This is a genomic window from Bradyrhizobium sp. Kon10 (assembly GCF_055807395.1).
In genome coordinates this window covers 99,020-121,035 of the sequence record NZ_JBVVOZ010000009.1, presented here as the reverse complement: position 1 = coordinate 121,035, position 22,016 = coordinate 99,020, and the positions used below count along the sequence as shown (strand labels likewise).

At 64.3% G+C, this 22,016-nt stretch carries 20 protein-coding genes and 1 tRNA gene; 12 read left to right on the top strand and 9 right to left on the bottom strand.

The genetic code is table 11. The annotated features are described in order from the left end of the window. Positions 1-102: 102 nt before the first annotated feature. The 4 genes from cpdR (at position 103) to AC0L2O_RS15285 (ending at position 2,710) form a co-directional block, all read left to right on the top strand. A complete protein-coding gene (gene cpdR, locus AC0L2O_RS15300) occupies positions 103-462 on the top strand; it encodes a cell cycle two-component system response regulator CpdR (protein ID WP_007597092.1) in 360 nt (119 codons plus the stop codon). 72 nt (positions 463-534) lie between these two features. Beyond that, positions 535-609, top strand: a tRNA-Val gene (locus AC0L2O_RS15295). Between the two features lie 141 nt (positions 610-750). Further along, entirely contained in the window at positions 751-1,287 is a 537-nt protein-coding gene (locus AC0L2O_RS15290; RefSeq protein ID WP_473370298.1) for a DUF488 domain-containing protein, read from the top strand. Between the two features lie 148 nt (positions 1,288-1,435). Beyond that, a complete protein-coding gene (locus AC0L2O_RS15285; RefSeq protein ID WP_473370297.1) occupies positions 1,436-2,710 on the top strand; it encodes a lipase family protein in 1,275 nt (424 codons plus the stop codon). Here AC0L2O_RS15285 and AC0L2O_RS15280 read toward each other — a convergent pair. Further along, on the bottom strand, positions 2,707-3,798 hold the full coding sequence (locus AC0L2O_RS15280) for an enolase C-terminal domain-like protein (protein WP_473370296.1): 1,092 nt from the start codon (positions 3,796-3,798) through the stop codon (positions 2,707-2,709). The genes AC0L2O_RS15285 and AC0L2O_RS15280 overlap by 4 nt on opposite strands. Positions 3,799-3,982: 184 nt before the next feature. Between AC0L2O_RS15280 and AC0L2O_RS15275 the strand changes: the two genes are divergently transcribed. Continuing rightward, positions 3,983-5,545 carry an adenylate/guanylate cyclase domain-containing protein gene (locus AC0L2O_RS15275; RefSeq protein ID WP_473370295.1) on the top strand — a complete coding sequence of 521 codons (1,563 nt, stop codon included), beginning with the start codon at positions 3,983-3,985 and terminating at the stop codon, positions 5,543-5,545. Positions 5,546-5,684: 139 nt separating this feature from the next. Here the strand turns inward: AC0L2O_RS15275 and AC0L2O_RS15270 are convergent, their stop codons facing one another. The 5 genes from AC0L2O_RS15270 to AC0L2O_RS15250 form a co-directional block, all read right to left on the bottom strand. Further along, positions 5,685-6,908 (bottom strand): ABC transporter substrate-binding protein, encoded by a 1,224-nt coding sequence (locus AC0L2O_RS15270; RefSeq protein WP_473370294.1) that lies wholly within the window; start codon positions 6,906-6,908, stop codon positions 5,685-5,687. Positions 6,909-7,292: 384 nt separating this feature from the next. Further along, positions 7,293-8,747, bottom strand: coding sequence for an FAD-dependent monooxygenase (locus AC0L2O_RS15265; RefSeq protein ID WP_473370293.1), 1,455 nt, complete (start codon positions 8,745-8,747; stop codon positions 7,293-7,295). Positions 8,748-8,898: 151 nt separating this feature from the next. After that, positions 8,899-9,828 (bottom strand): alpha/beta hydrolase, encoded by a 930-nt coding sequence (locus AC0L2O_RS15260; protein WP_473370292.1) that lies wholly within the window; start codon positions 9,826-9,828, stop codon positions 8,899-8,901. 120 nt (positions 9,829-9,948) lie between these two features. Continuing rightward, positions 9,949-10,443, bottom strand: coding sequence for a hypothetical protein (locus tag AC0L2O_RS15255; RefSeq protein ID WP_473370291.1), 495 nt, complete (start codon positions 10,441-10,443; stop codon positions 9,949-9,951). A gap of 223 nt (positions 10,444-10,666) precedes the next feature. Beyond that, entirely contained in the window at positions 10,667-11,236 is a 570-nt protein-coding gene (locus AC0L2O_RS15250; RefSeq protein ID WP_473370290.1) for an alpha-ketoglutarate-dependent dioxygenase AlkB, read from the bottom strand. A gap of 117 nt (positions 11,237-11,353) precedes the next feature. On the opposite strand from AC0L2O_RS15250, the gene AC0L2O_RS15245 reads away from it, so the two are divergent. Continuing rightward, positions 11,354-11,500 (top strand): hypothetical protein, encoded by a 147-nt coding sequence (locus tag AC0L2O_RS15245; RefSeq protein WP_369720875.1) that lies wholly within the window; start codon positions 11,354-11,356, stop codon positions 11,498-11,500. Positions 11,501-11,625: 125 nt separating this feature from the next. Here AC0L2O_RS15245 and AC0L2O_RS15240 read toward each other — a convergent pair whose 3' ends face one another. Both AC0L2O_RS15240 and hydA read right to left on the bottom strand, forming a co-directional pair. Further along, complete coding sequence (locus AC0L2O_RS15240) at positions 11,626-13,248, bottom strand: ABC transporter substrate-binding protein (protein WP_473370289.1); 1,623 nt, start codon at positions 13,246-13,248, stop codon at positions 11,626-11,628. 96 nt (positions 13,249-13,344) lie between these two features. Continuing rightward, complete coding sequence (hydA, locus tag AC0L2O_RS15235; protein ID WP_409191781.1) at positions 13,345-14,799, bottom strand: dihydropyrimidinase; 1,455 nt, start codon at positions 14,797-14,799, stop codon at positions 13,345-13,347. 268 nt (positions 14,800-15,067) lie between these two features. Between hydA and AC0L2O_RS15230 the strand changes: the two genes are divergently transcribed. The 4 genes from AC0L2O_RS15230 to AC0L2O_RS15215 all read left to right on the top strand — a co-directional run bounded on the left by AC0L2O_RS15230 (position 15,068) and on the right by AC0L2O_RS15215 (position 17,957). Next, the gene (locus AC0L2O_RS15230) at positions 15,068-16,129 is read left to right on the top strand and encodes an amidohydrolase family protein (protein WP_473370288.1); all 1,062 of its coding nucleotides are present in this window, start codon (positions 15,068-15,070) and stop codon (positions 16,127-16,129) included. A 15-nt stretch (positions 16,130-16,144) separates the two neighbouring features. After that, on the top strand, positions 16,145-17,257 hold the full coding sequence (locus AC0L2O_RS15225; RefSeq protein WP_473370287.1) for an amidohydrolase family protein: 1,113 nt from the start codon (positions 16,145-16,147) through the stop codon (positions 17,255-17,257). A gap of 7 nt (positions 17,258-17,264) precedes the next feature. Next, positions 17,265-17,678, top strand: a complete 414-nt coding sequence (locus AC0L2O_RS15220) for a Rieske (2Fe-2S) protein (RefSeq protein WP_409191784.1) — start codon at positions 17,265-17,267, stop codon at positions 17,676-17,678. A gap of 72 nt (positions 17,679-17,750) precedes the next feature. Continuing rightward, a complete protein-coding gene (locus tag AC0L2O_RS15215) occupies positions 17,751-17,957 on the top strand; it encodes a hypothetical protein (RefSeq protein ID WP_028134265.1) in 207 nt (68 codons plus the stop codon). A gap of 167 nt (positions 17,958-18,124) precedes the next feature. Here the strand turns inward: AC0L2O_RS15215 and AC0L2O_RS15210 are convergent, their stop codons facing one another. Beyond that, a complete protein-coding gene (locus tag AC0L2O_RS15210) occupies positions 18,125-18,970 on the bottom strand; it encodes an SDR family NAD(P)-dependent oxidoreductase (protein ID WP_369720879.1) in 846 nt (281 codons plus the stop codon). 186 nt (positions 18,971-19,156) lie between these two features. Here AC0L2O_RS15210 and AC0L2O_RS15205 point away from each other — a divergent pair, with 186 nt between their 5' ends. Next, the gene (locus tag AC0L2O_RS15205; RefSeq protein ID WP_409191786.1) at positions 19,157-20,653 is read left to right on the top strand and encodes an aldehyde dehydrogenase family protein; all 1,497 of its coding nucleotides are present in this window, start codon (positions 19,157-19,159) and stop codon (positions 20,651-20,653) included. A 119-nt stretch (positions 20,654-20,772) separates the two neighbouring features. Next, positions 20,773-21,900 carry an alkene reductase gene (locus AC0L2O_RS15200; RefSeq protein WP_473370286.1) on the top strand — a complete coding sequence of 376 codons (1,128 nt, stop codon included), beginning with the start codon at positions 20,773-20,775 and terminating at the stop codon, positions 21,898-21,900. The last annotated feature ends 116 nt before the right edge of the window (positions 21,901-22,016 follow it).

Sequence of the window (22,016 nt, the reverse complement as noted above, 5' to 3'; positions counted from 1 at the left end):
GTAAAGACTTTCACTCGAAATTTACCCTCTGTCGGGCTTAGTGACCTCTGCCGATGCCTTCTGATTGTGTTGTGACTGCTTTGGGGATTCGACGTTCCAGCCATGCCAAAGATCCTGCTCGCCGAAGACGACAACGACATGCGACGTTTCCTGGTCAAGGCGCTCGAAAACGCCGGTTTTCAGGTCTCGTCCCATGACAACGGCATGGCCGCCTATCAGCGGTTGCGCGAAGAGCCGTTCGAGATGCTCCTGACCGACATCGTGATGCCGGAGATGGACGGCATCGAGCTCGCCCGCCGGGCCTCGGAACTCGATCCCGACATCAAGATCATGTTCATCACCGGATTCGCCGCGGTGGCCCTGAACTCCGATTCGGACGCCCCCAAGAATGCCAAGGTGCTGTCGAAACCGGTGCATCTGCGCGAATTGGTCAGCGAAGTGAACAAGATGCTGGCGGCCTAAATCGGCCGGTTCCGTCCTTGCGCGCGCTCCCCTGAGCCGTTATAGGGACCCCACCCGATCTAGATATCTCTAGGGCACGTAGCTCAGCGGGAGAGCACTACCTTGACATGGTAGGGGTCACAGGTTCGATCCCTGTCGTGCCCACCATCCTTCGCTCGCGCTAGCGAGAGAAGGATGCCACGCCGAAGCCCAAAGGGCGCAGGCGGGCGCTGCGCGACGAACTCCGGCTTGACGAGCCGTCTTGGCCGTGCGCTGCGGTTGCTGCGGCACAGACAGCAAGAGCGTGCCATGGCTCATCCATTTTTCACGATCGGACACGCCACACGCCCGATCGATGAATTCATCGCATTGTTGCACGGCGCCTCGGTCACCCTCGTTGCCGATGTTCGCACCGTGCCCCGCTCGCGCACCAATCCGCAGTACAACCGCGAGACCTTGCCGCAAGCGCTCGCAGCCGCGTCGATCGGCTACGAGCATATCGCCTCGCTCGGCGGTCTGCGCAGCCGCAAGCGCGAGGTGCCGCGCGAAACCAATGCGTTCTGGCAGAACGACAGCTTTCATAACTACGCCGACTACGCCATGAGCGAGAGCTTTCGCGACGGCCTCGCTCACTTGCGCGAACTCGGGCAGGCGCAGCGCTGCGCCATCATGTGCGCGGAGACATTGTGGTGGCGGTGCCACCGCCGGATCATCACCGATTATTTGCTCGCCGCCGGCGAGAGCGTATTTCACATTCTGGGACCCGGAAAGGTTGAGGAGGCGGCGATCAACTCAGCCGCGCGCGTCCTGCCCGGCGGCCGATTGAGCTATCCCGCGCACGTCTGAGAAAGACGTGGTCTGAGAAAATCGTGGTCTGAAAAAGACGTGGACCTCCGCGCGAACGTCTCCATAATCGACGTAGAAACTGGACTACTGCGGCAGTCGACTCGCCAACAAAGAATGCGGCACGCCGCAAAGGGACAGGAGATGCCCAATGTTCACAACCCCGATCCCCAAATTCGCGATGGCGCTCGCCATCATCACAGGCCTCGCGATGGCGCAGGCGCACGCGGACTCGTCGCTTCCCGTGGGTCCGAGCGTGGGCGATCGGGATTTGTCCGCCTTTTATCGCGGGCCTCAAACCCTGCCGGAAAGCCCCGGCGTGATGCTGCGCAGCGAGCCGATGCTGGCGCAGCCGGAGATCACGGCGGCAGGTATCGCCGAGCGCATCCTCTACACGTCGGCGGATGTGCGCTGGCACGCCGGCATCGTACCGGTCAGCGGCACGCTCTATCTGCCGAAAGGCGAGCCGCCGGCCGGAGGCTGGCCGCTGGTGGCCTGGGCGCACGGCACGCTCGGCGTGTCGGACGTCTGTGCGCCGTCCTGGACCGGGCACAAGCCGCGCGATGCCACCTACATCCAGCGCTGGCTCGAGAACGGTTTTGCGGTGGTGGCGACCGATTATCAGGGGCTCGGCGGACCGGGGCCGCATCCCTATCTGATCTGGCAGTCGGAAGGGCGCTCGGTGCTCGACGGCGTGCGCGCGGCGCTCGCCGCATATCGCGGCAAGCTCGCTTCGAAGGTTTTCGTCAGCGGACAGTCGCAGGGCTCGGGCGCGGCAATAGGCGCGACCGTGATCGCGGAAAGTTACGCGCCCGATGTGCCGCTCGTCGCCACCGTCGCGACGGGCCTGGTGTCCACGTTCCCCGATGGTCCCTATAAGCCGCCGCAGACCACCGCGATCGGCTCGCCGATCTACACGTCGCTGATGCTGCTCGGCGGATCGTTGCCGGATGGCGCGCCGTCGGCCGACGATCTCGTCGCCGACAAGGGCAAGCCGGTGTTGAAGGCGGCGCGCGAAAGCTGCACACCGGAGATGCGCGAGATCGCGGGCCGCGACGGCATCACCGCCGAGAATGTCTATGTCGAGCCGATGGCCAATGTGTTGGCGCGGTTGACGCCGGTTACGGACACGCCAGCGGTGCGCCTTAAGGTGCCGGTGCTGCTCGGTACCGGCCTTGCCGATTCCACGCTGGTGCCGACCCGGCAATATGCCGAAGTCGCGGCCCTGTGCGCGGCCGGCAATGACGTGGTCTGGAAGACCTATCCCGGTTACACGCATAATGGCGGCTTGCATGCGGCGTTCCCGGATGCGCTCGCGTTTTTCCGCGGCATGCTCGCCGGGAAAAAGCCGCAGGGCAATTGCGCTGGGATCGTCGAACCCGGTCCTCCCGGCGAAGCTGCCAAGGGCCTCGCTTTCAACGACTAGCTCACGAGATATCGGGTGACCGCCGCCTCGTCCCACGCAATCCCGTTGCCGGGCTCCTCGCTCGGCAGCGCGAATCCGTCCTTGATCTGCAATCGTGTCGCCAGCACCGCATCGGCCCAGTCGACATATTCCAGCCAGTGTGCGGTCGGCGTTACGCAGAGCAGATGCGCGCTCACCTCCGAGAACAGATGCGTCGACATCTCGATCCCGGCGGCGTGCGCCAGCGCTGCCGCGCGCAGCCAGCCGGTGACGCCGCCGATGCGCTGCACGTCAGGCATCACGTAATCGCAGGCCTCAGCCGTGAGCGCCGATTGCATCGCAAAAGCGCTGTCAAAGTTCTCGCCGATCTGGACCGGGGTGCGCAGCGCGTCGGCGATGCGGGCGCAGCCCTCGTAATCGTCGTGACGGATCGGCTCCTCGATCCAGGTCAGCCCCTCGTCGTCGAGCATCTCGCCGCGGCGGATCGCTTCCGTCACCGTCAGCGCCTGATTGTAGTCGCACATCAGCGTCACCTGGTCGCCGACGGCTTTTCGCACCGCGCGCACGACGGCGAGATCCTCCCGCGCATCGGCCCGGCCGACGCGGATTTTTGCGGCGTGAAAGCCCTCCGCCAGCAGCTTGTGCACCTCTTCGACCGCGGCGCCCGCCGGCATGATGCCGAGCCCCTTCGAATTATAGGCCTTGACCGGCTTCGGCGCGCCACCGAGCAGGCGGGCCAGCGGCGAGCCTTTGCTGCGCGCCAGCGCATCCCATGCCGCCATGTCGATGCCGGATTGCGCCAGCCGTTGCAGGCCGGCGAGACCCAGCAGCGTGAAGCGCTGGGTCAGCTTGCGCTCGATCTCGAACGGCAGCAGCTCGTCGCCGGTGAGCAGCTCTGACATTTCCGTGACCATCGCCGTCAGCGGCTTCAACGCCGACGGCGTGATCGAGAACAGATAGCCATGTCCCCGCACGCCCTGGTCGGTCTCGCAATCGATCAGGACCAGCGGCGCCTTGGCGATCACCCCGGTCGAGGTCTGGAGCGGCAGGTTCATCGGCACGATCACGGGGCGCACGACGAAGCGTTTGATGCGGATGGTCTCGGTCATGACGGTCTCCGGCGCAGCTAAAGAATAATGCCGATTTTAATCGTGCATTGTGAAACGAAAAGCGGCCTGCGGCGACTCCCATACTATGGGGATTGTGCGGGCTCGCGTTCACGGGCCCTCTGGCGCCGCATGCCGGGCCGCAATCCCTGGGAATTGCGACAAAAATGCAGATAAGGGCCACAGAGTGAAACAACAGATTTCCGAACAACAGCGCAAGAGCAGCCTTGTCACGGGCGCCGCGATCGCCTTCCTGCTGCTCGCTTTGCCGGTCGCGGTGTGGCTGGACCTGACTGAGCTGAGCAAGACGGCGCTGCGCCGGCAGGCTGCGGATCTCAATTCGGTGATCACGAGCGTGCGGAGCTATTACGCGACCAACGTGGTCGGGCGGGTTTTGGCCAACCCGAACGGCGCGACCAAAGTCATCCACAATTATGAATCCGTCCCCGGTGCCATCCCGATCCCGGCCACGCTGTCGCTGGAACTCGGGCGGGTGATCGGCGCCCAGCAGGAAAATATCACCTACCGCTTCGTCTCGGATTTTCCGTTCCAGAACCGGGCGCCGCACCAGCTCGACGCGTTCGAGAAGGACGCGCTGGAAGCCCTGCGCGCAGACCCCGAGAAGAAGATCGTCGAGACCGATACCTCGCTCTTCAACGACAAGGTGCGCCTGATCGCCCCCGTGACGATGGGACCGGCCTGCGTCAGCTGTCACAACAGCCATCCCGAGAGCCCGAAGCGGGACTGGAAGGTCGGCGATGTCAGAGGAATCCAGGAGGTGGTCATCGCCCAGCCGATCGCCGCCAACATCTTCTCGTTCAAGTTCCTGCTGGCGTATTTCCTGATCGCCGCCGGCAGCGGCCTGTCTTTCCTCTCGCTGCAGCGCCGCCAGGCCGGCCGCATCAAGACCATGAACAGGGAACTCGAATCTGCCAACGACTTCCTCGCCGCGCTCTCGATGAAGATCTCGCGCTACATCCCGCCCCAGGTCTACAAGAGCATCTTCTCCGGCCAGAAGGACGTCACCATCCACACTGAGCGCAAGAAGCTGACGATCTTCTTCTCCGACATCCAGAACTTCACCGCGACCGCGGAGCGGCTCCAGCCCGAATTGCTGACCCAGCTGCTCAACGAGTACTTCACCGAGATGTCGGCGATCGCGCTTGAATATGGCGGCACCATCGACAAGTTCATCGGCGATGCCATGCTGATCTTCTTCGGCGATCCCGAGACCAGGGGCGACCGCGCCGACGCACAGGCCTGCCTCCAGATGGCCTGGCGCATGCAGCATCGCCTCACCGAGCTCAATGCCAAGTGGCGCGCCTCCGGCATCGAGCTGCCGTTCAAGGCCCGCATGGGCATCAATTCCGGCTATTGCAACGTCGGCAATTTCGGCAGCAGCGACCGCATGGACTACACCATCATCGGTGCCGAGGCGAACCTCGCCGCGCGGCTGCAATCGATCGCCGAGCCCGGCGGCATTGTCCTGAGCTACGAGAGCTTTGCACTCGTCAGCGACATCGTCAGCGCCCACGCGCTGCCCGCGATCACCATGAAGGGCATCAGCCGCGAAATCATTCCGTATTCGGTCGATGCGCTCAACGATGGTTCAGCGGAGAGCAGCGGAATCATCACCGAGCGCGCGCCCGGCCTCGAGCTCTATCTCGACCCAGCGGTGGTGAAGTCTGGCGATACCGCGCGCGTGCGCTCGCTGCTGGAAAGCGCACTCGCCTCGCTGAAGCCGGCGTGAGGACTCAGAAGCTTCCGCAGCGTCATGGCCGGGCTTGTCCCGGCCATCCACGACCGTCTTTTGCAGATCGAAGAACGTGGATGCCCGGGACAAGCCCGGGCATGACGACCTCTTGTGAATCACATTGTGGCAAGTCACCTCATCGCGCCGCGCCTTCCGTGAACGCCGTCTCGATCACCGCGCCGAATAATTGCCAGGAGCGGCCGTCAAATTGCACAAGCCGCGTCTGCTTGATCGGCAGATAGCTGTCCGGCGAGGTATTCATCCTGATGCTGGGCAACGCAACGGTGGGGTGATAATTCCTGAGCGAAGCCGCCTGACGCATGACGTTCTCGCGGGACAGATCGTCGCCGCATTGCTTCAGCACCTGGGTCAGCGTCTCGGCCGCGGCGTAGCCGTAGAGCGCGGCGCTGTTGTTGATGCTTTCGACGTGATGATATTTGTCCATGAAGGCGAACCAGTCCTTCATGGCAGGATCGTCTTTCCATGCGGGATCACTCGGATCCTTGAGAAAAGCGGTCGAGATCACTCCGGCCGAATTCTGCAGGCCGGCAGGCGCCATCGCATTGGCGATCGAGGCGGACGCATCGTTCACGATCATGACCGGGTGCCAGTTGAGCGAGGCGGCCAGCTGGATTACCCTGGACGCGGTCGACGGCACGCCGAGAAAGACGAAGATATCGGCGCCTGCGCGCTTGAGGACCGAGACGTGGCCTTCGAGATGCTCGTCGGCAATGTCGAAGGCGATGTCGACGAGGACGAGACGGTTCAAATCGCCAAGACCTTCCTCCAAGCCCTTGAGCAGCGCGCGTCCGAACTGGTCGTTCTGCCAGAGCACCACGATCTTGCGATGCGGATAATAGGCCTGGATGTAGTTGGCGTAGATGCGCCCTTCCGACCGGAATGCCGGCTGCCAGCCCATGGTCCAGGGAAACGCCTTGGCCTGGCTCAGCGCCTCGTCGCCGGAGGCGACGAAAAGCTGCGGCACTTTCTTCTCGTTCAGATACCGGCGCGTGGCGAGGTTGCCGGGCGTGCCGAACGAGCCGAACATGAAGAGGACATCGTCCTTTTCGACCAGACTGCGCGTGAGCTCCAGCGCGGTCGCCGGATCGGAATTGTCGTCGCGCGTGATGAAGCGGATCTTGCGGCCGTTGATGCCGCCGCGATCGTTGATCATGTCGAAATAGGCGGCCTCCGCCTTGCCGATCGCGCTGAATTCGGACAACGGTCCGGAATACGGCATGAGATTGCCGATGCGGATTTCCGGTTCGCCCGCGGGTTGATCCGCGCGTTGCTCGGACATCGCTCCCAGCGACGCGAAGGCGACCGCCACAACCAACAGCATCCTGCCGATGACGCGCATGCTCGACACCTTGTCGTTGGCCCCCAACGAGGTCGGCTCAATCCGCACCGAGGCGAGTTGATCTACGTCAAGCGTTGGGCGATCGTGTGGCCGGGCAGCCGCGATGGAAGCGGCAGGCGTGCTGACGCGCTGCTTGAAAGAGTGCCCGTGTGGCACCCCCCACTAGCCCTTCCAACAGGCGGGGGGGGGCGATCGTATTTGAGTGCGGGCTTGTGGCCATCCTTCGAGACGCCCGCCTTTGGCGGGCCCTCAGGATGAGGACCGAGTGTACGGCAGAAGTTTCAACGGGCGCCGATGCCGCTTAGCCTCATCCTGAGGAGACCGCGGAGCGGTCGTCTCGAAGGAGAGGCGTGCGCTCAGGCCGGCCAACGCGGCTGTTGCGGCCTAATCTCCGAACCAGGTCGTGAGGGCATCCACGAGACCCTCGCATTTGCCTGTGCTGACCCAGGCGACATGCCCGTCGGGCCGGACGAGAACGGCGGCGGGGGTCGGAACGACACCGATCACCGGCATCTCGCAGATTCCCGTGATCGTCGCGCTGACCTGCCTGACGCGTTCGACCCAGCGCGCGGGAACGGCGCAGCTGGGCGTGCCGAGATTGAGCAGGAGCGGCCGCGCCTCTCGCATCAGCTCGAATACGCGCGTCGGGCCATCGGCGGTGACAAGGTCCAGATCGGGCATGCGGCTGCCGAGCAGAGGGTGGCATCCTTCCTCGCCGTAGCGGATGTCCAGGCCGGACACCTTGGCGGAATACCATCTCCTCGGCCGATCCATCTTCATCATATTGGCGACGAACCCGCGCAGCGCCGTGGTGTGCTCGTCGCCGCGATTGAGAGCGGTGAGCGCCAGGGTCAGCTCGAGCAGCGCGGCCCCAACCGGATGCCGCTCCGCGTGGTAGGTGTCGAGCAGGGCGTCGGTTGAGATCCCCTTCACCACCTGGGCGAGCTTCCACCCGAGATTCACGGCGTCCTGCAGTCCGACGTTCAGCCCCTGTCCTCCCACGGGAGAGTGGACGTGCGCGGCATCCCCCGCGAGCAGGATGCGGTTCTTCCGGTACGCTTCCGCCTGCCGCGCGGCGTCCGTGAACCGCGACATCCACGTGATCTCATGGACACCCAGATCCGATCCGTAGGCCGCTTGCAGCGCTGCCCTGAGATCTGCGTCCGTGGGGCTGGCGCCCCGCTCGAGCCGCTCCTCCGTCACGATGCCGCGCACGCGCGCGCCGCCGTCGAGCCGCCCCAGCGCATACAGGCCCCGGTCCCCGTAGCGGATGCCAAGCGGCGGCTCGTCACTCATGTCGGCTTCGAAGATGAGGTAGCTCGCCTGTGGCTCCGATCCGGGAAACCCGATTCCCGCGGTCTTGCGCACGAGGCTGCGGCCGCCGTCGCAGCCGACGAGATAGCGTGAACCGAGCCTGCGCCCGTCCGTCAGGTGAACGTCGACCCGCTCGGTTGCTTCGACAAAAGTGGCCATCTCGCAGCCTCGATAGAGCGTCACGGCGAGTTCAGAGACCCAGTCGGCGAGACCGCGCTCGATTTTTTCCTGCCAGAGCCCGAGCGTGTAGTTGTGGCGGCTCGGCCGGTCGCGCGCGTCGAGGACAATGCCGGCGAGCGCGACCGCGTAGTGTTTGGTCCCTTGCTGCAGGAACTTATCCGCTATGCCCCGCTGATCGAGAAGCTCGATCGCCCGTGGATGCAGACCGCTCGCACGCGAGCCCTCCACGTCCTGGTTCGGACGCCGCTCGACGATCGCGGCGTTCACGCCGGCCACGGCCAGCTCCCCGGCCAGCATCAATCCAGTTGGACCGCCGCCGACGATGATCACGTCATGTTCCGTCATTTGCCACCTCCGATTCGGTAGGAGGCGTGACTTCTACTGGGGAGGCGGGGTCTTGAAGCAAGAGGGTGGCGCGTCACATATATGAACTGGAAGGAATGCGTGGCCTTGCGCGCGCCTTCGCCCGCTACATTGCTCCCGAAATTGCTGATGTCTACGGCAGCCCGCGCGCCTCGAGCTGATGCACCAGCAACAGGGTCGGCTCGGCGAGGCTGTCGCCGGAGCCGTCCAGCCCAAATGCGCTGGCGATGCCGTCGTGGCTGCGCAGGATCGTGCTGCGCGGGCAGTGGCCGGCGCCGCAGAGCGTCTTCTTCAGGATCTCGCCCTGTACCACGAGGTTTGCAGGATCGCCCGCGGCCCAGGCCAGCAGGATCGGCTCCTCGACGTTGAGGATGCCGGGAAACACCGAGCGCTTGTCATACTGGCTGGCGTCAGTGCCGAGATAGGCCTTTTCGCTGTCGCTGGCGTCCTTGCCGGCGCGATAGATGCCCGACACCAGCACGACGGCCGCGACGTCGGCGCGGTCGGTCTGGAGCTCGGGATGCGCCAACAGGCTTGCGACATGGAAGGCACCGGCGCCATAGCCGACCGCCACGATCTCGCGGGCATCGCCGTTGAACAGGTCGATATTCGCGTGAACCCAGGACAGCGCCGCCGCGACATCGGTCGCACCCTTGGGCCAGGTCGCCGCCGGCGCCAGGCGGTAGTTCACGCGCACCCCGATCATGTCGTTGCGCGCGGCAAAGCACATCGCGGCGTCCTGGATGTCGCGGGAGAGCTCCGGCGCGGACCGGTCCCCGGTGAAGGTGTCGCCCGCCACGAACAGCAGCACCGGCCGTGGCGTATCCGCCTTGGTGGTGCTGGCGGCGACATCGAGCACATTGGCCTCGCTCTCGCCGTAGCGCAGCCCGCGCGAGAAGGTGACCTGATCGCACAGCCGCGCTGTGCCGCCGGCGATCGTATCGGAGTCCGTGAGGCCCACCCGGACGAGATCAGAGGGGACAGTCAGCGGCGCCGGCAACGGACCATGCGCGGACGCCGCAGTGAGAGTCAGAACAAGGAAAAATGCGAGATAATTCTTCATGTTGGTGCCGGCCTTGCGGGCCTGATGGGGGCTCGCTTTTGGCCTGTCTTTTCCATTCGCCTTATTAGTCAGTTCGTCTTGCGGCGATTTCGCGGCACCTTTGGCTTCTCCAGGCTGGGTTCAATTTCCCGGCTCGAATGTGCAATCCGCCCCGCTGCCGTCCTTTTGCCTGATCGCATTGGGGTCGATGGTGCAGCTCAGCCGGCTCAGACTCTCGAAATTCGATCCCGCCGCGCCGTCGGACGGAACGCCGGCCAGCGCCTCGGTGGCGAAGATCTCGTTCGCCGTCGCGCCGTTCACGTTTCTGATCTTTTTGCCGAACGTCACCTCGCAACTGCGCACGGTGATGTCGACATTGCCGGTGCGGCAGACGATTCTATCAGCGGTCACCACGATCGGCTTCTTGTAAGGGATGTCGCTGTTGGCGGCGAACAGCATCGCCATGGCCTTCCTCTCGGCGCCGGACAGCTGCGGCGACAGCGGCGCGATCACGCCCGCGAGCGCCAGCGCGGTGGAGCCCGAGATCTTGCTGGGCGTAGCGCCGGAGGCGGCCGCGACATGGGAGGCGCCGGCGACGACCAGCGCGCAGGTGAGAATCAATCGGCTGGGTTTCATCCTTGCCTCCCTGTCTCGGCTTCGCTCCGCGGCGGGACGCGTGGAACCACTCTAGCACGCAAACGCCAATTGGAAGGCAAGTTCCCCAGGCCCACGCCTTTGCGCCGCGCGGCTGCTTTGCTCAGAGGCGCCAAACGGTTACGCGGCGCGGCCGCGCCTGATGCGGCAAGCCGGTTCTACTGTGCATGGGGTTGTTTTCGCGGTTTTTGTTCAGGCCGAGCTGTTAGGCCGGCTTCATGGTCCGAAACGTGATGGAATAGCGGCGCGACTCGACCGGTGGGATGCTGTGCTCCCATCGCGACCGCGCCTCGCCGTCCATCATGTAAAGCGAGCGCGGTGCGGCCTCGAGCGTGTGGCGCTCCCATCTATCGCCGTTGCGACGGCGGAAGCGGAATTTGCAGGCCGAGCCGAGCGAGAGGCCGAGGATCTTGTCGAACTGCGGCTTGTCGCGGTGCCAGCCGATGCCGACGCCGGCCTCATATTCGGTGCAGAGCACCTGCCGCACGCTGCCACTCGCGAGCCCGGCCCATGCCTCGACCTGCCGCGCCACGGACAGCAGCCAGTCCGGAATCGGCTCGGCCTCGGTCAGCCTTTGCAGCGAATAGTCATAACGATGGCCGAAGGACGCCACCCGGCGGTTGCCCTCGAAGGCGCCGAACTGGAAGCGCTGGAGCGGCAATGCTGCGATGCGGCCGATCAAGGCCTGCTCGACGGCGGGCTCGATGAAATCGTCAGTGTAGCGAAGCCCCGCGGGCCCGCCGCGCGGGTCGGCAAACAAACCAAGCTGCGTCATTCCAGTTGCTCTCTTCCTCGTCCGGCCGCCGTCGCGGTTCGTCGCATTTCCGTGATGGAACCTAATGGCCGGTGACGCGACTTACATAAGACGCGGGAAGAAACGTGCGAGGCTGTCATGGCAGAGCAGTGGAAGCATACCGCCGATCCGGCCGAGATCATGCGGGCGAATGGTCACCCTGAACTGGAATATGCCGCAGGCTGGACCATCGCCGGCCTGGTCACCATCGGTACCATCGTCGCCGCCTGGGTGTTTGCGATCTAGGTGATAGTCCCTGGTCGCGGCTCGATCCGGCAATGCTGCATGCAAGCGCGGCGCGGCTGGAAAGGGGGCTGTCCCATCGACCAGCCGCGCGCGACTTCAAGCGCCGTCCGCGTGGTCGACAAGAATTAGCCCTTCGCGAACTGACGGTAGTCCGGCTCGCGGTGAAACCAGAACTCGTAGCCGGACACGCCCTTCTGCATGGCCACGTCGTGGATCGGCTGGTTGAGCGGGATGACGGGAACGTCGCGCATGCAGAGCGCGATGAAGTCTTTCACGGCCTTCTCGTACTCAGCCGTATCCGTGGTGAACCGCGCCTTGTCGATCAGCGCGTCCATTTCCTTGTTCTGGTACGAGGAGATGTTGAAAATCGAATTGTTGCCGTGGAAATTCCAGTAGAAATAGTACTCGGGATAATCGAGCCAGCCGCTGAAGCGGTTGAGCGCCAGCGGCAGCTCCTTCTTGTTCAGCGTCGTGCGCCAGTTCGCGCCGGGAATTTTCTCGATCGACGCCTTGATCCCAATCTTGGCAAGACTCTCCTGGATCAAGATGGCGGTCGGCTCGCCGACCGTCGCAGTCCCTGCGTCGAGCGATAGCGTCGTCTCCAGTCCGGACTCGAATCCTGCCTCCTTCATCAAAGCCTTGGCCTTGTCGAGATCGGTGACATAGGGAGACGGTTGCGGCCACACCGGTTTTGAGACATCCACCGCGCCGCCATGCATCGGAACGGCGCGCCCGAAGAAGGCGCTGCTCTGAATCTGCTCATAGGGCATCGCCCAGGCGATCGCTTGCCGAAGCTTGACATTGTCGAATGGCGGTTTGGCGGTATTTAGCGCCACGGACCAGAGTGCGTTGGGGATGGGGACGCCGGAAACCTTGACCTTGCCCTCCTTGATGATCTGGTCGAAATCGCGCGGTGCAAAACCGCTGGAGAGGTCGGCATCGCCCCGCTCCAGCATCGCCCGGCGCGTGCCGGCGGAAGGAACGTCGCGTGCGATCACGCGCCTGATCTTCGGCAGCGGTCCGCTGGTCCAGTCGTCGAACCGCGACAGCACGGTTTCGCTGCCCGGCTTCCAGCTTTCCATCTTGTAGGCGCCGCCGCCGGCCTCGTTGGTCCTGAGCCACGCCAGCGCCCAGGGATCGTCGGCCGTCGCGTTCTTCTTCGCGAGTTCGGAGTTGATGATGAAGGGAACGACGACGGCCACGTTGAACAGCAGCATTTTGTCCCGGCGCAGATAGTCGATGCGGAAGGTGTAATCGTCGACGACCACGAACTGCTCGGGATTCTCCAGCGATCCCGCCGACATCTGGAAGGTCGGAAAGCCACCGACCTTCACGGCGCGGTCGAACGACCATTTGACGTCCTTGGCCGTGACCGGCGTGCCGTCGTGGAATTTCGCGTTCTGCCGCAGCTTGAAGGTGCAGGACATGCCATCGGCGGCAACTTCCCAGCTCTCGGCGAGTTCAGGCGCGAGCTTCTCGCGGTCATATGATGTCGTGCCGTCTGCGAGCGTCTTGGACGCATAAGTCAGCAGGCGATCGTAGCAGTTCCAGGAGAGGCCGTTCACGGTCTGGTTGGAGCCGACGCCCTGCATGTCGAGCGAGTTCGGCCCGAGCTCCTGCACCACCAGCAGCGTTTCCGCGCGCCCTTGCGCCCAGGCGAAGCGCGGCGCGATCGCCGTCATTCCAGCGGCACCGAGACCGCCGAGGACGAGGTTACGGCGGCTCATGTCGAAACGTGATGCGGTCATTGGTGCCTCTTCGGGAAACGGATTTGCGACATAAAGAGGCAAGGCGCATGCCATCGGCCGCGCTTCACGGCGTCGCATCCCGCGAGCATTGCGTTCCTAGGGGGTGACCGCGCCACGGCTAACGGCCCGCGGGGCGATCAGCTCTTTCCAGGTCGAGTTGGCGACATGCACCGGCGAGAAGGCGGGCCGCTCGACATAGTGGCCGTCACCGGCTTCGGCGCGCAGATCGCCATCCCTCCAGACGACGCGGCCGCGCGACAGCGTCGCGGCTGGTCCACCGGTGCAGGAAAAGCCCTCGAACACGTTGTAATCGATCCGGCTCATCTGCCGCTTGGCGCTGATGGTCTTCGTTGCCTTTGGATCCCACACCACGACATCGGCATCCGAGCCGACGGCGACGGCACCCTTGCGCGGATAGATGTTGAGGATGCGGGCGATGTTGGCCGAGGTCACCGCGACGAACTCCTCTTTCGTCAGCCGCCCGGTGGCCACACCCGCGGTCCACAGCAGCGCCAGGCGATCTTCCAGACCGCCGGTGCCGTTCGGAATCTTTCTGAAGTCGTCGAGCCCGAACCGCTTCTGCTCGGTGGTGAAGGCGCAGTGATCGGTCGCGACCACCTGGAGCGAGCCGGATTGCAGGCCCGCCCAGAGACTGTCCTGATGCGATCTGTCGCGGAACGGCGGCGACATCACGCGCTGTGCGGAATGATCCCAGCTCTTGTTCTGATATTCGCCCGCGTCGAGCAGCAGGTGCTGGATCAGCGGTTCGCCGTAGACACGTTTTCCCGCCGCGCGCGCCCGCGCGATCGCCTCATGCGCTTCACGGCAGCTCGTGTGCACGATGTAGACCGGCGTGCCCGTCATGTCGGCGATCATGATGGCGCGATTGGTGGCCTCGCCCTCGACCTCTGGCGGCCGTGAATATGCATGGCCCTCGGGACCGGTGACGCCGCGCGCGATCAGCGCCTCCTGCATCAGCGCGACAACGTCGCCATTCTCGGCATGCACCACGGGCATGGCGCCGAGGTGGGCGCAGCGCGCGAACGAATTGTAGAGCTCGTCATCATTCACCATCAGCGCGCCCTTGTAGGCCATGAAATGCTTGAAGGTGTTGATGCCGTAGGTTTTGACCACGGTCTCCATGTCGTCATAGATCTGCTTCGACCACGACGTCACCGCCATGTGGAAGCCGTAGTCGGACGCCGCCTTCTCGGATTTGTGCCGCCACTCCTGATAGGCCGCGAGCATCGACTGGCCGGGATCGGGCAGGCAGAAATCCACCACCATCGTGGTGCCGCCGGCCAGCGCCGCCTTCGTTCCGGATTCGAAATCGTCGGCGGTGACGGTGCCCATGAACGGCATCTCGAGATGGGTGTGCGGATCGATGCCGCCGGGGATGACGTACGCGCCGCCGGCGTCGATGATCGCGGCACCCGTGGGCGCATCGATCGACGCGCCGACCGCGACGATGGTGTCGCCCTCGATCAGCACGTCCGCGCGGCGGGAGTGATCATGATTGACGACGGTGCCGCCGCGGATGAGGAGGGGCATGGGAACTCCGGGGGAGAGTGCGCGAGGACGGAAACGCTGCGAAAGCTAAGCGCGCCGGGCGCGATACGACAGGCGAAATATTAGTCAGAAGCTGGGCCGTCCTTGAGCGCTCGCATTTCTTGAACGCCGCTTTGTTGCAGCTGCGAAATGCAACCGAGCCATGACGGATCACGCAGGCCTGCGCCCTTGCGCCGCCACACCGGCCGGAGCACTCTGCGCGGGCGGCGCACAGAATGCCCGCCAATAAGGGCTGCGCGAGGAAGCATCCATGGCGGTGACGCGGATCGACTGCGATATCCACCCGGCGGTTGGTGGCACGCGCACGACGCTGTTGCCCTATCTCAGCGATCACTGGAAAGAACAGGTGGTGAGCCGCGCGATCGACGGGCTCGATCTCACAAGCTATCCGCCGAGCATGCCGTTTTCGGCCCGCGCCGACTGGCGGCCGCCCGACGGCACTAAGCCGGGCTCCGACCTCGCGATGGTGCAGAAGGGCGCGTTCGAGCAGCTCGGCGCCAGCCACGCGATCCTCAACGTGCTCTATGGCGCGCAGGCGGTGTTCGATTCCTACATGGCGGCTGATTTCTGCAAAGCCATCAACGACTGGATCGCTGCCGAGTGGCTTTCGCGCGACCCGCGCCTGCGCGCTTCCATCGTGGTGCCGATGCAGGCGCCGGATCTCGCGATCGAGGAGATCGAGCGCCGCGCCGGCGACAATCGCTTCGTCTCCATCCTGATGCTGGTGCAGGGCGAGACGCTGCTGGGGCGGCGGCACTTCTGGCCGGTCTATCAGCTCGCGGAAAAGTACCAGCTGCCGCTCGCGATCCACGCCGGCACGCAATATCGGCAGGCGCCGAGTTCGGCTGGCTGGCCCTCGCATCGCTATGAATATTACTTCGTCGAGGCGCAGGCGTTTCAGGCGCAGATCCTGAGCCTGATCTACGAAGGCGTGTTCGGAAAATATCCGGAGCTCAAGGTCGTGCTGATGGAATCCGGCGTGAGCTGGCTGCCGGCCTTCATGTGGCGCGCCAACAAAACCTGGCGCGGCGTGCGCGTCGAGGTGCCCTGGGTCGAGCGCGAGCCGGCTGCGATCATCCGCGACAATTTCCGCGTCACCATGCAGCCGTTCGATGCGCCGGGCGACGCGCGGAGCGTCGAGGAGATCATCGACCAGATCGGTTCCGACAAGATGTTCCTGTTCGCGTCCGACTATCCGCACTGGCAGTTCGACGGCGACGATCCGATCCCGCCGAACTTGCCAAAGAGCATCATCTCGAAGATGTGCGTCGACAATCCGCTGGAGACCTTTCCGCGATTGTCGCTCAACTAGATTTTGGAGGTTCTCATGAGTGAGGTGATCGACCGTCCGCTGCGCGAAGACGAGAAGCCGGCCGCGACGCGGCTGCGCATCGTCGATTGCGACGTGCATCCGAGCCTGCATTCCATCGATGACCTCAACGAGTTCCTGCCAAAGCGCTGGCAGCGGCATCTGAAGGAATATGGCAGCCATCTGCGCACGCCCTATCTCTTCACGACGCCCTATCCGCGATCATCTCCGCTGATCGCGCGGCGCGATGCCTGGCCGCCGACCGGCGGGCCGCCGGGCTCGGACCTCGCCTTCATGCAGAAGCAGCATCTCGATCCGCTTGACGTCGAGTTCGGGATCTTGCAGGTGCTCGATCTCTTCATCTTCTCGCAGCAGAACCTCGAATTTGGCGCCGCGATCCAGCGCGCCATCAACGATTGGCAGCTGGCGTTCTGGACCCACAGGGATCCACGCCTGAAGGCCTCGATCCTGGTCGGCCAGGACGGCACGGATCTGGCGATTGCCGAGATCGAGCGCTGCGCCAAAGTCGGCGAGTACATCCAGATCAACGTCTCGCCGCGGGCCAACGAGCCACTCGGCCGCCGCCGTTACTGGCCGATCTACGAGCGCGCGCAGACGCTGGACCTGCCGCTCGGCATCCACGTCGGCGGCTACGGCGGTCATGCGCCGACCGGCGGCGGCTGGCCGTCCTATTATGTCGAGGAACACCAGTCCAACGCCCACACCATCGCGGCGCAGCTTGCGAGTCTCGTCATCGAGGGTGTGCTGGAGCGCTTCCCAAAATTGAAGATCGTCTTCATCGAGGGCGGGTTTGGCTGGATCCCGTCGGCGGTGTGGCGGATGGACCAGCATTTCGAGCGTTTCCGCAGCGAGGTGCCGCACCTCAAGCGAAAGCCGTCGGAATATGTGCGCGAGCATTTCTGGTTCACGACCCAGCCGATCGACGAGCCAGACGAGGCGCGGCATCTGCGCTCGTTGATCGAATGGGTCGGAATCGACCGGCTGCTGTTCTCGTCGGACTATCCGCACTGGGATTTCGACGATCCGCGCTTCGCCTTCAAGACGCCGCTGACCGACGCCGAGCGCAAGAAAATCTTCTCGACCAATGCCCGCGCGGTCTACAAGTTCTGACACCAGCATGGCCCGTCACATCGTCGCCCGCACCACCGAGATCCCGCCTGGCGGCAACAAGGTCGTCGACATCGCGGGCCGCGACATCGTCGTGTTCCATGTCAATGGCGAGTTCTTCGCGCTGTTGAACCGCTGCCCGCACGAAGGCGCGCCGCTCGAAAAGGCGGCCTGCGTCGCGCGGCTGACCTCGCCCGAGCCCGGCGTCTACCAGCGCTCGCGCGTCGGCGAGATGCTGCGCTGTGCCTGGCACGGCTGGGAATTCGACATGCGCAACGGCCAATCCTGGTTCGACCCGAAGCGGGTCAAGATCCGCTCATATCCCGTCGCGGTCGAGCGCGGAGAGGAACTGCAAAAGGGGCCGTATGTCGCCGAGACCTTTCCGGTGCATGTCGAAGACAGCTATGTGATTGTCGAGGTCTGAGCAGGCTTTGCCGATTGTGATTTCGACGCAGGTGCGATATGGCTCTCGCGCTTTCAGAGGCGGAGACGAGCTTTGTCGAAACAATCGCTGCGAGAGGAGGCCGAGCGCCTGATCCGCGAATCGATGGAAAAGAAGTCCATCGTCGTCAAGCAGGGCACGACCCGCATCGAGGCGGTCTGCGGCAAGTGCGGCGCCCCGAACCGGGTGCAGGCGGAAAAGGGCCAATCCAGAGTCAAGTTCGCCTGTAAGAATTGCGGGCATCAGCAAGAGACGCTGTAGGCTTTCGCGACTGCACCCTCTCCCCTTGTGGGAGAGGGTGGCTTCGCGCAGCGAAGGCGGGTGAGGGGTCTCTATCCGCGAGTCACCCTCTCAGTCGTATTCGCGGATACAACCCCTCATCCGGCGCTTCGCGCCACCTTCTCCCACAGGGGGAGAAGGAAAAGCGCCTAACTCCCCTTCACGAATTTCGCGAATGCATCCGCATAGTCCGGATGCCAGCGCGACAGCGGCGGGCGATTCTCGACGATGTCGCCGGCGGCCCATAGCATACGCTTCTCGTCGAGCGCGCGCGGCACGTCGTTGTCCGGGCACAGGATGTAGAAATCGCCGGCGTCGAGCCGCGCGATCATGAACTCGACGGTCTGTTCCGCCGTCCAGGCTGCGGCCGGCTTCTCGGTGCGGCCCTTGGCGGTGAGCCCGGTGAAGACGAAGCCGGGGATCAGCAGATGCGCAGTGATGTGGCAATTCTTGGTATTGCGCAGCTCGTGCTGGAGCGCGTCCGTGAACGCCTTCACGCCGGCCTTCGACACGTTGTAGGCGGGGTCGCCGGGCGGTGTTGTGATGCCCTGCTTCGAGCCGGTGTTGATGATCAGGCCGGCCTTGCCGCGCGCGATCATGCCGGGCGCGAAGATGCGCGAGCCGTTGATGACGCCCCACATGTTGACGTCGATGACGCGCTGCCAATTGTCGGGCTCGCCGAACACCGTGCTGCCCGGCTGGATGCCGGCGTTGTTCATGAGAATGTCGGTGCCGCCGAAACGCGCGCCGACCGCGCGTTCGAGTTCCGCGACGGTCTCGGCCCGGCTGACATCGACAACGGATGTCATCACATTCGCGGCACCCGAAGCCGACGACAATCTTGTTGCTGCCTCTTGCAGCCTCGCATGATCGACATCGGCGATGCACACCTTCATCCCGGCGCGTGCAAAGGCCATGGCGGCGGCAAATCCGATGCCCGACGCACCACCCGTGATCACGGCGACATTATCCTTGGCGATGACGGGATGTGGCATGGCAATTCTCCGGGAGGGGCGTTCGATCGCGCTATAGCACGGCGCTCGCGCGACCCTGCACAAATCGGCATGCGAGGTCTTCGTTCCGCGCCGACTTTACCCAGTTTCACGGTCGCTGTATTCTACGGAGCTCAACGATCCAGCGCAGATCGAACCAATCAATCATCCTACCTAGGGAGTGCAGCCATGGCTGTGTCGCAAGCTATTCCGATCACGCGCCATCCGTTCGCCAACGGGTCCTACAAGCAGATGTTGATCGACGGCAAGTGGGTCGATGCTGCCTCAGGCAAGCGCTTCGAGACCCACAACCCCGCCACCGGCGAGCTGCTCGCAACCGTTGCCGAGGGTGACAAGGAAGACATCGACCGCGCGGTCGCAGCCGCCCGTCGTGCGTTCGAAGGGCCCTGGAGCAAGGTCAAACCGTTCGAGCGGCAGAACCTGCTTCTGAAGCTCGCCGACCTCGTCGAGAAGAATTTTGACGAATTGTCGCAGCTCGACACCCTCGACATGGGCGCACCGCTCAGCCGCACCCGCGCCTATCGCCTGCGCGCCGTGGGCATGCTGCGCTATTATGCCGGCCAGACCACTGCCATTCATGGCGAGACCGTCGAGAACTCGCTGCCCGGCGAAATATTCTCCTACACGCTGAAGGAGCCGGTCGGCGTCGTCGGCGCCATCATTCCGTGGAACGGCCCGCTGACCGCGACGATCTGGAAGATCGGCCCTGCGATCGCGACCGGCTGCACTGTCGTGCTGAAGCCCGCCGAGGAAGCGCCGCTGACATCGCTGCGCATCGCCGAGCTCGCAATGGAAGCGGGCGTGCCGCCCGGCGTCATCAATGTCGTGCCGGGCTATGGCGAGACCGCCGGTGCGGCGCTCGCCTCGCATCACGATGTCGACAAGGTCGCCTTCACCGGCTCGCATGTTACGGGCCAGTCGATCATCCGCGCCTCGGCCGGTAACCTTAAGCGTGTTTCGCTCGAGCTCGGCGGCAAGTCGCCGGACATCGTGTTCGCGGATGCCGATCTCGATGCGGCCGTGCCCGGTGCGGCGATGGCGGTGTTCGCCAATTCCGGCCAGATCTGCAGCGCCGGCACGCGCCTGTTCGTCGAGGAGTCGATCTACGAGGAGTTCGTCGGCCGCGTCGCCGAATTCGGCAAGAAGCTGCAAGTCGGCAACGGCCTCGATCCCAATACCCAGATCGGACCGCTCGTCTCCGAGCAGCAGCTCGAACGCGTCACCAGTTATCTCGATATCGGCCAGAAGGAAGGCGCCAAGGCGCTTGCCGGTGGCGGCCGCGTCACCGAAGGCGCGCTGTCCAAGGGCTTCTTCGTCTCTCCGACGGTGTTCGCGGGCGTCCAGGACAATATGCGGATCGCGCAGGAAGAGATCTTCGGTCCCGTCATCTCCGCGATCGCGTTCAAGGACATGGACGAACTGATCAAGCGCGCCAACGCCACGACGTTCGGCCTCGGCTCGGGCCTGTGGACGCGCGACGTCAGCAAGGCGCATGCGGTCGCGAAACGCTTGCGCGCCGGATCGGTGTGGGTCAACTGCTACCAGGCGATGGACCCGGCGATGCCCTTCGGCGGCTACAAGATGAGCGGCTACGGCCGCGAATCCGGCAAGCAGCATGTCGAGGAATATCTCAACGTGAAGGCCGTCTGGATCAAGACAGCGTAAAGCCTGTCCTCTCTCGCGTTCCGCGCGAGGGAATATCTGCTTTTGGTGGGGGCGGCGCCTTTTCCGGTGGCCGCCCCTCGCTATATGATCCGCATCCTTTCAAAGCGTCCGGGGCCCATATGAAGTTCGAGGCGTTGTTTCAACCGTTGCAGGTCGGTCCGTACAAGCTTGCGCATCGCGTGGCGATGGCGCCGCTAACGCGCATGCGGGCCGAGCGCGACAGCTTTGCGCCGCGTCCGCTCAACGCCGACTATTACGGCCAGCGTGCGACGCCGGGCGGTTTGATCATCGCCGAAGCCTCGCCGGTGCTCTCGCACGGCCGCGGCAATCCGGCGACGCCCGGCATCTATTCGGAGGCGCAAATATCCGGCTGGCGCGAGGTGGTCGATGCCGTCCATGCCAAGGACGGCATCATCTTCCTCCAGCTCTGGCATGTCGGCCGCGTCTCGCATTCATCCTTCCATGGTGGCGCGCTGCCGGTGTCGGCTTCGGCAATTGCGATCAAGGCCGAAGGCATGAAGGCGATGACCGCCGACGGCAAGATCGCCGACTACGAGACGCCGCGCGCGCTGGAGACGGACGAGGTCAAGGACATCGTCGAGGCCTTCCGGCAGGGCGCGAAGAACGCGCTCGCCGCCGGCTTCGACGGTGTCGAGATCCACGGTGCCAACGGCTATCTGCTCGAGCAGTTCTTGCAATCGCGCAGCAACCGGCGGACCGATCAATATGGCGGCGGAATCGAGAACCGCGCGCGGCTCCTGCTGGAGGTGACGCAAGCCGCAATCGACGTCTGGGGCCCGGGTCGCGTCGGCGTGCGGCTGTCGCCTCACGGCATCGCCAATGCTTCCGGCGAGGCCGATCCGATGCCGCTCTACACCCACGTGGTGAAGGCGCTCGACGAACTCGGTCTGGCCTATTTGCATTTCATCGAGCCGCGTTCCAGCGGCTCCGGCCGAGCCGAGGTCAACTGGCAGAATGTGCCCTCCGCGATGCTGTTGTTCCGCCCGCTCTACAGCGGCGTGCTGATGACCGCCGGCGGCTTCACCGGCCAGACCGCCAATGCGGCGATCGGCGAGGGGCACGCCGACATCATCGCCTTCGGCCGCATCTTCATCTCCAATCCGGATTTGCCGCGCCGTCTGGAGCACGACTACCCGATCACGCCGTACAACCGCGCGACGTTTTACGGCGGCGAGGACAAGGGATATACGGACTATCCGGCCTATGACGAGCTGACGCCGGCGTAAGCTTTCTCCACCGTCATTCCCGCCTCGCGACTTCGTCGCACCCCGGAATGACGAGCTTGATTTTGTTGCGCAATCGCACCACACACTCCGTCATTGCGAGCGCAGCGAAGCAATCC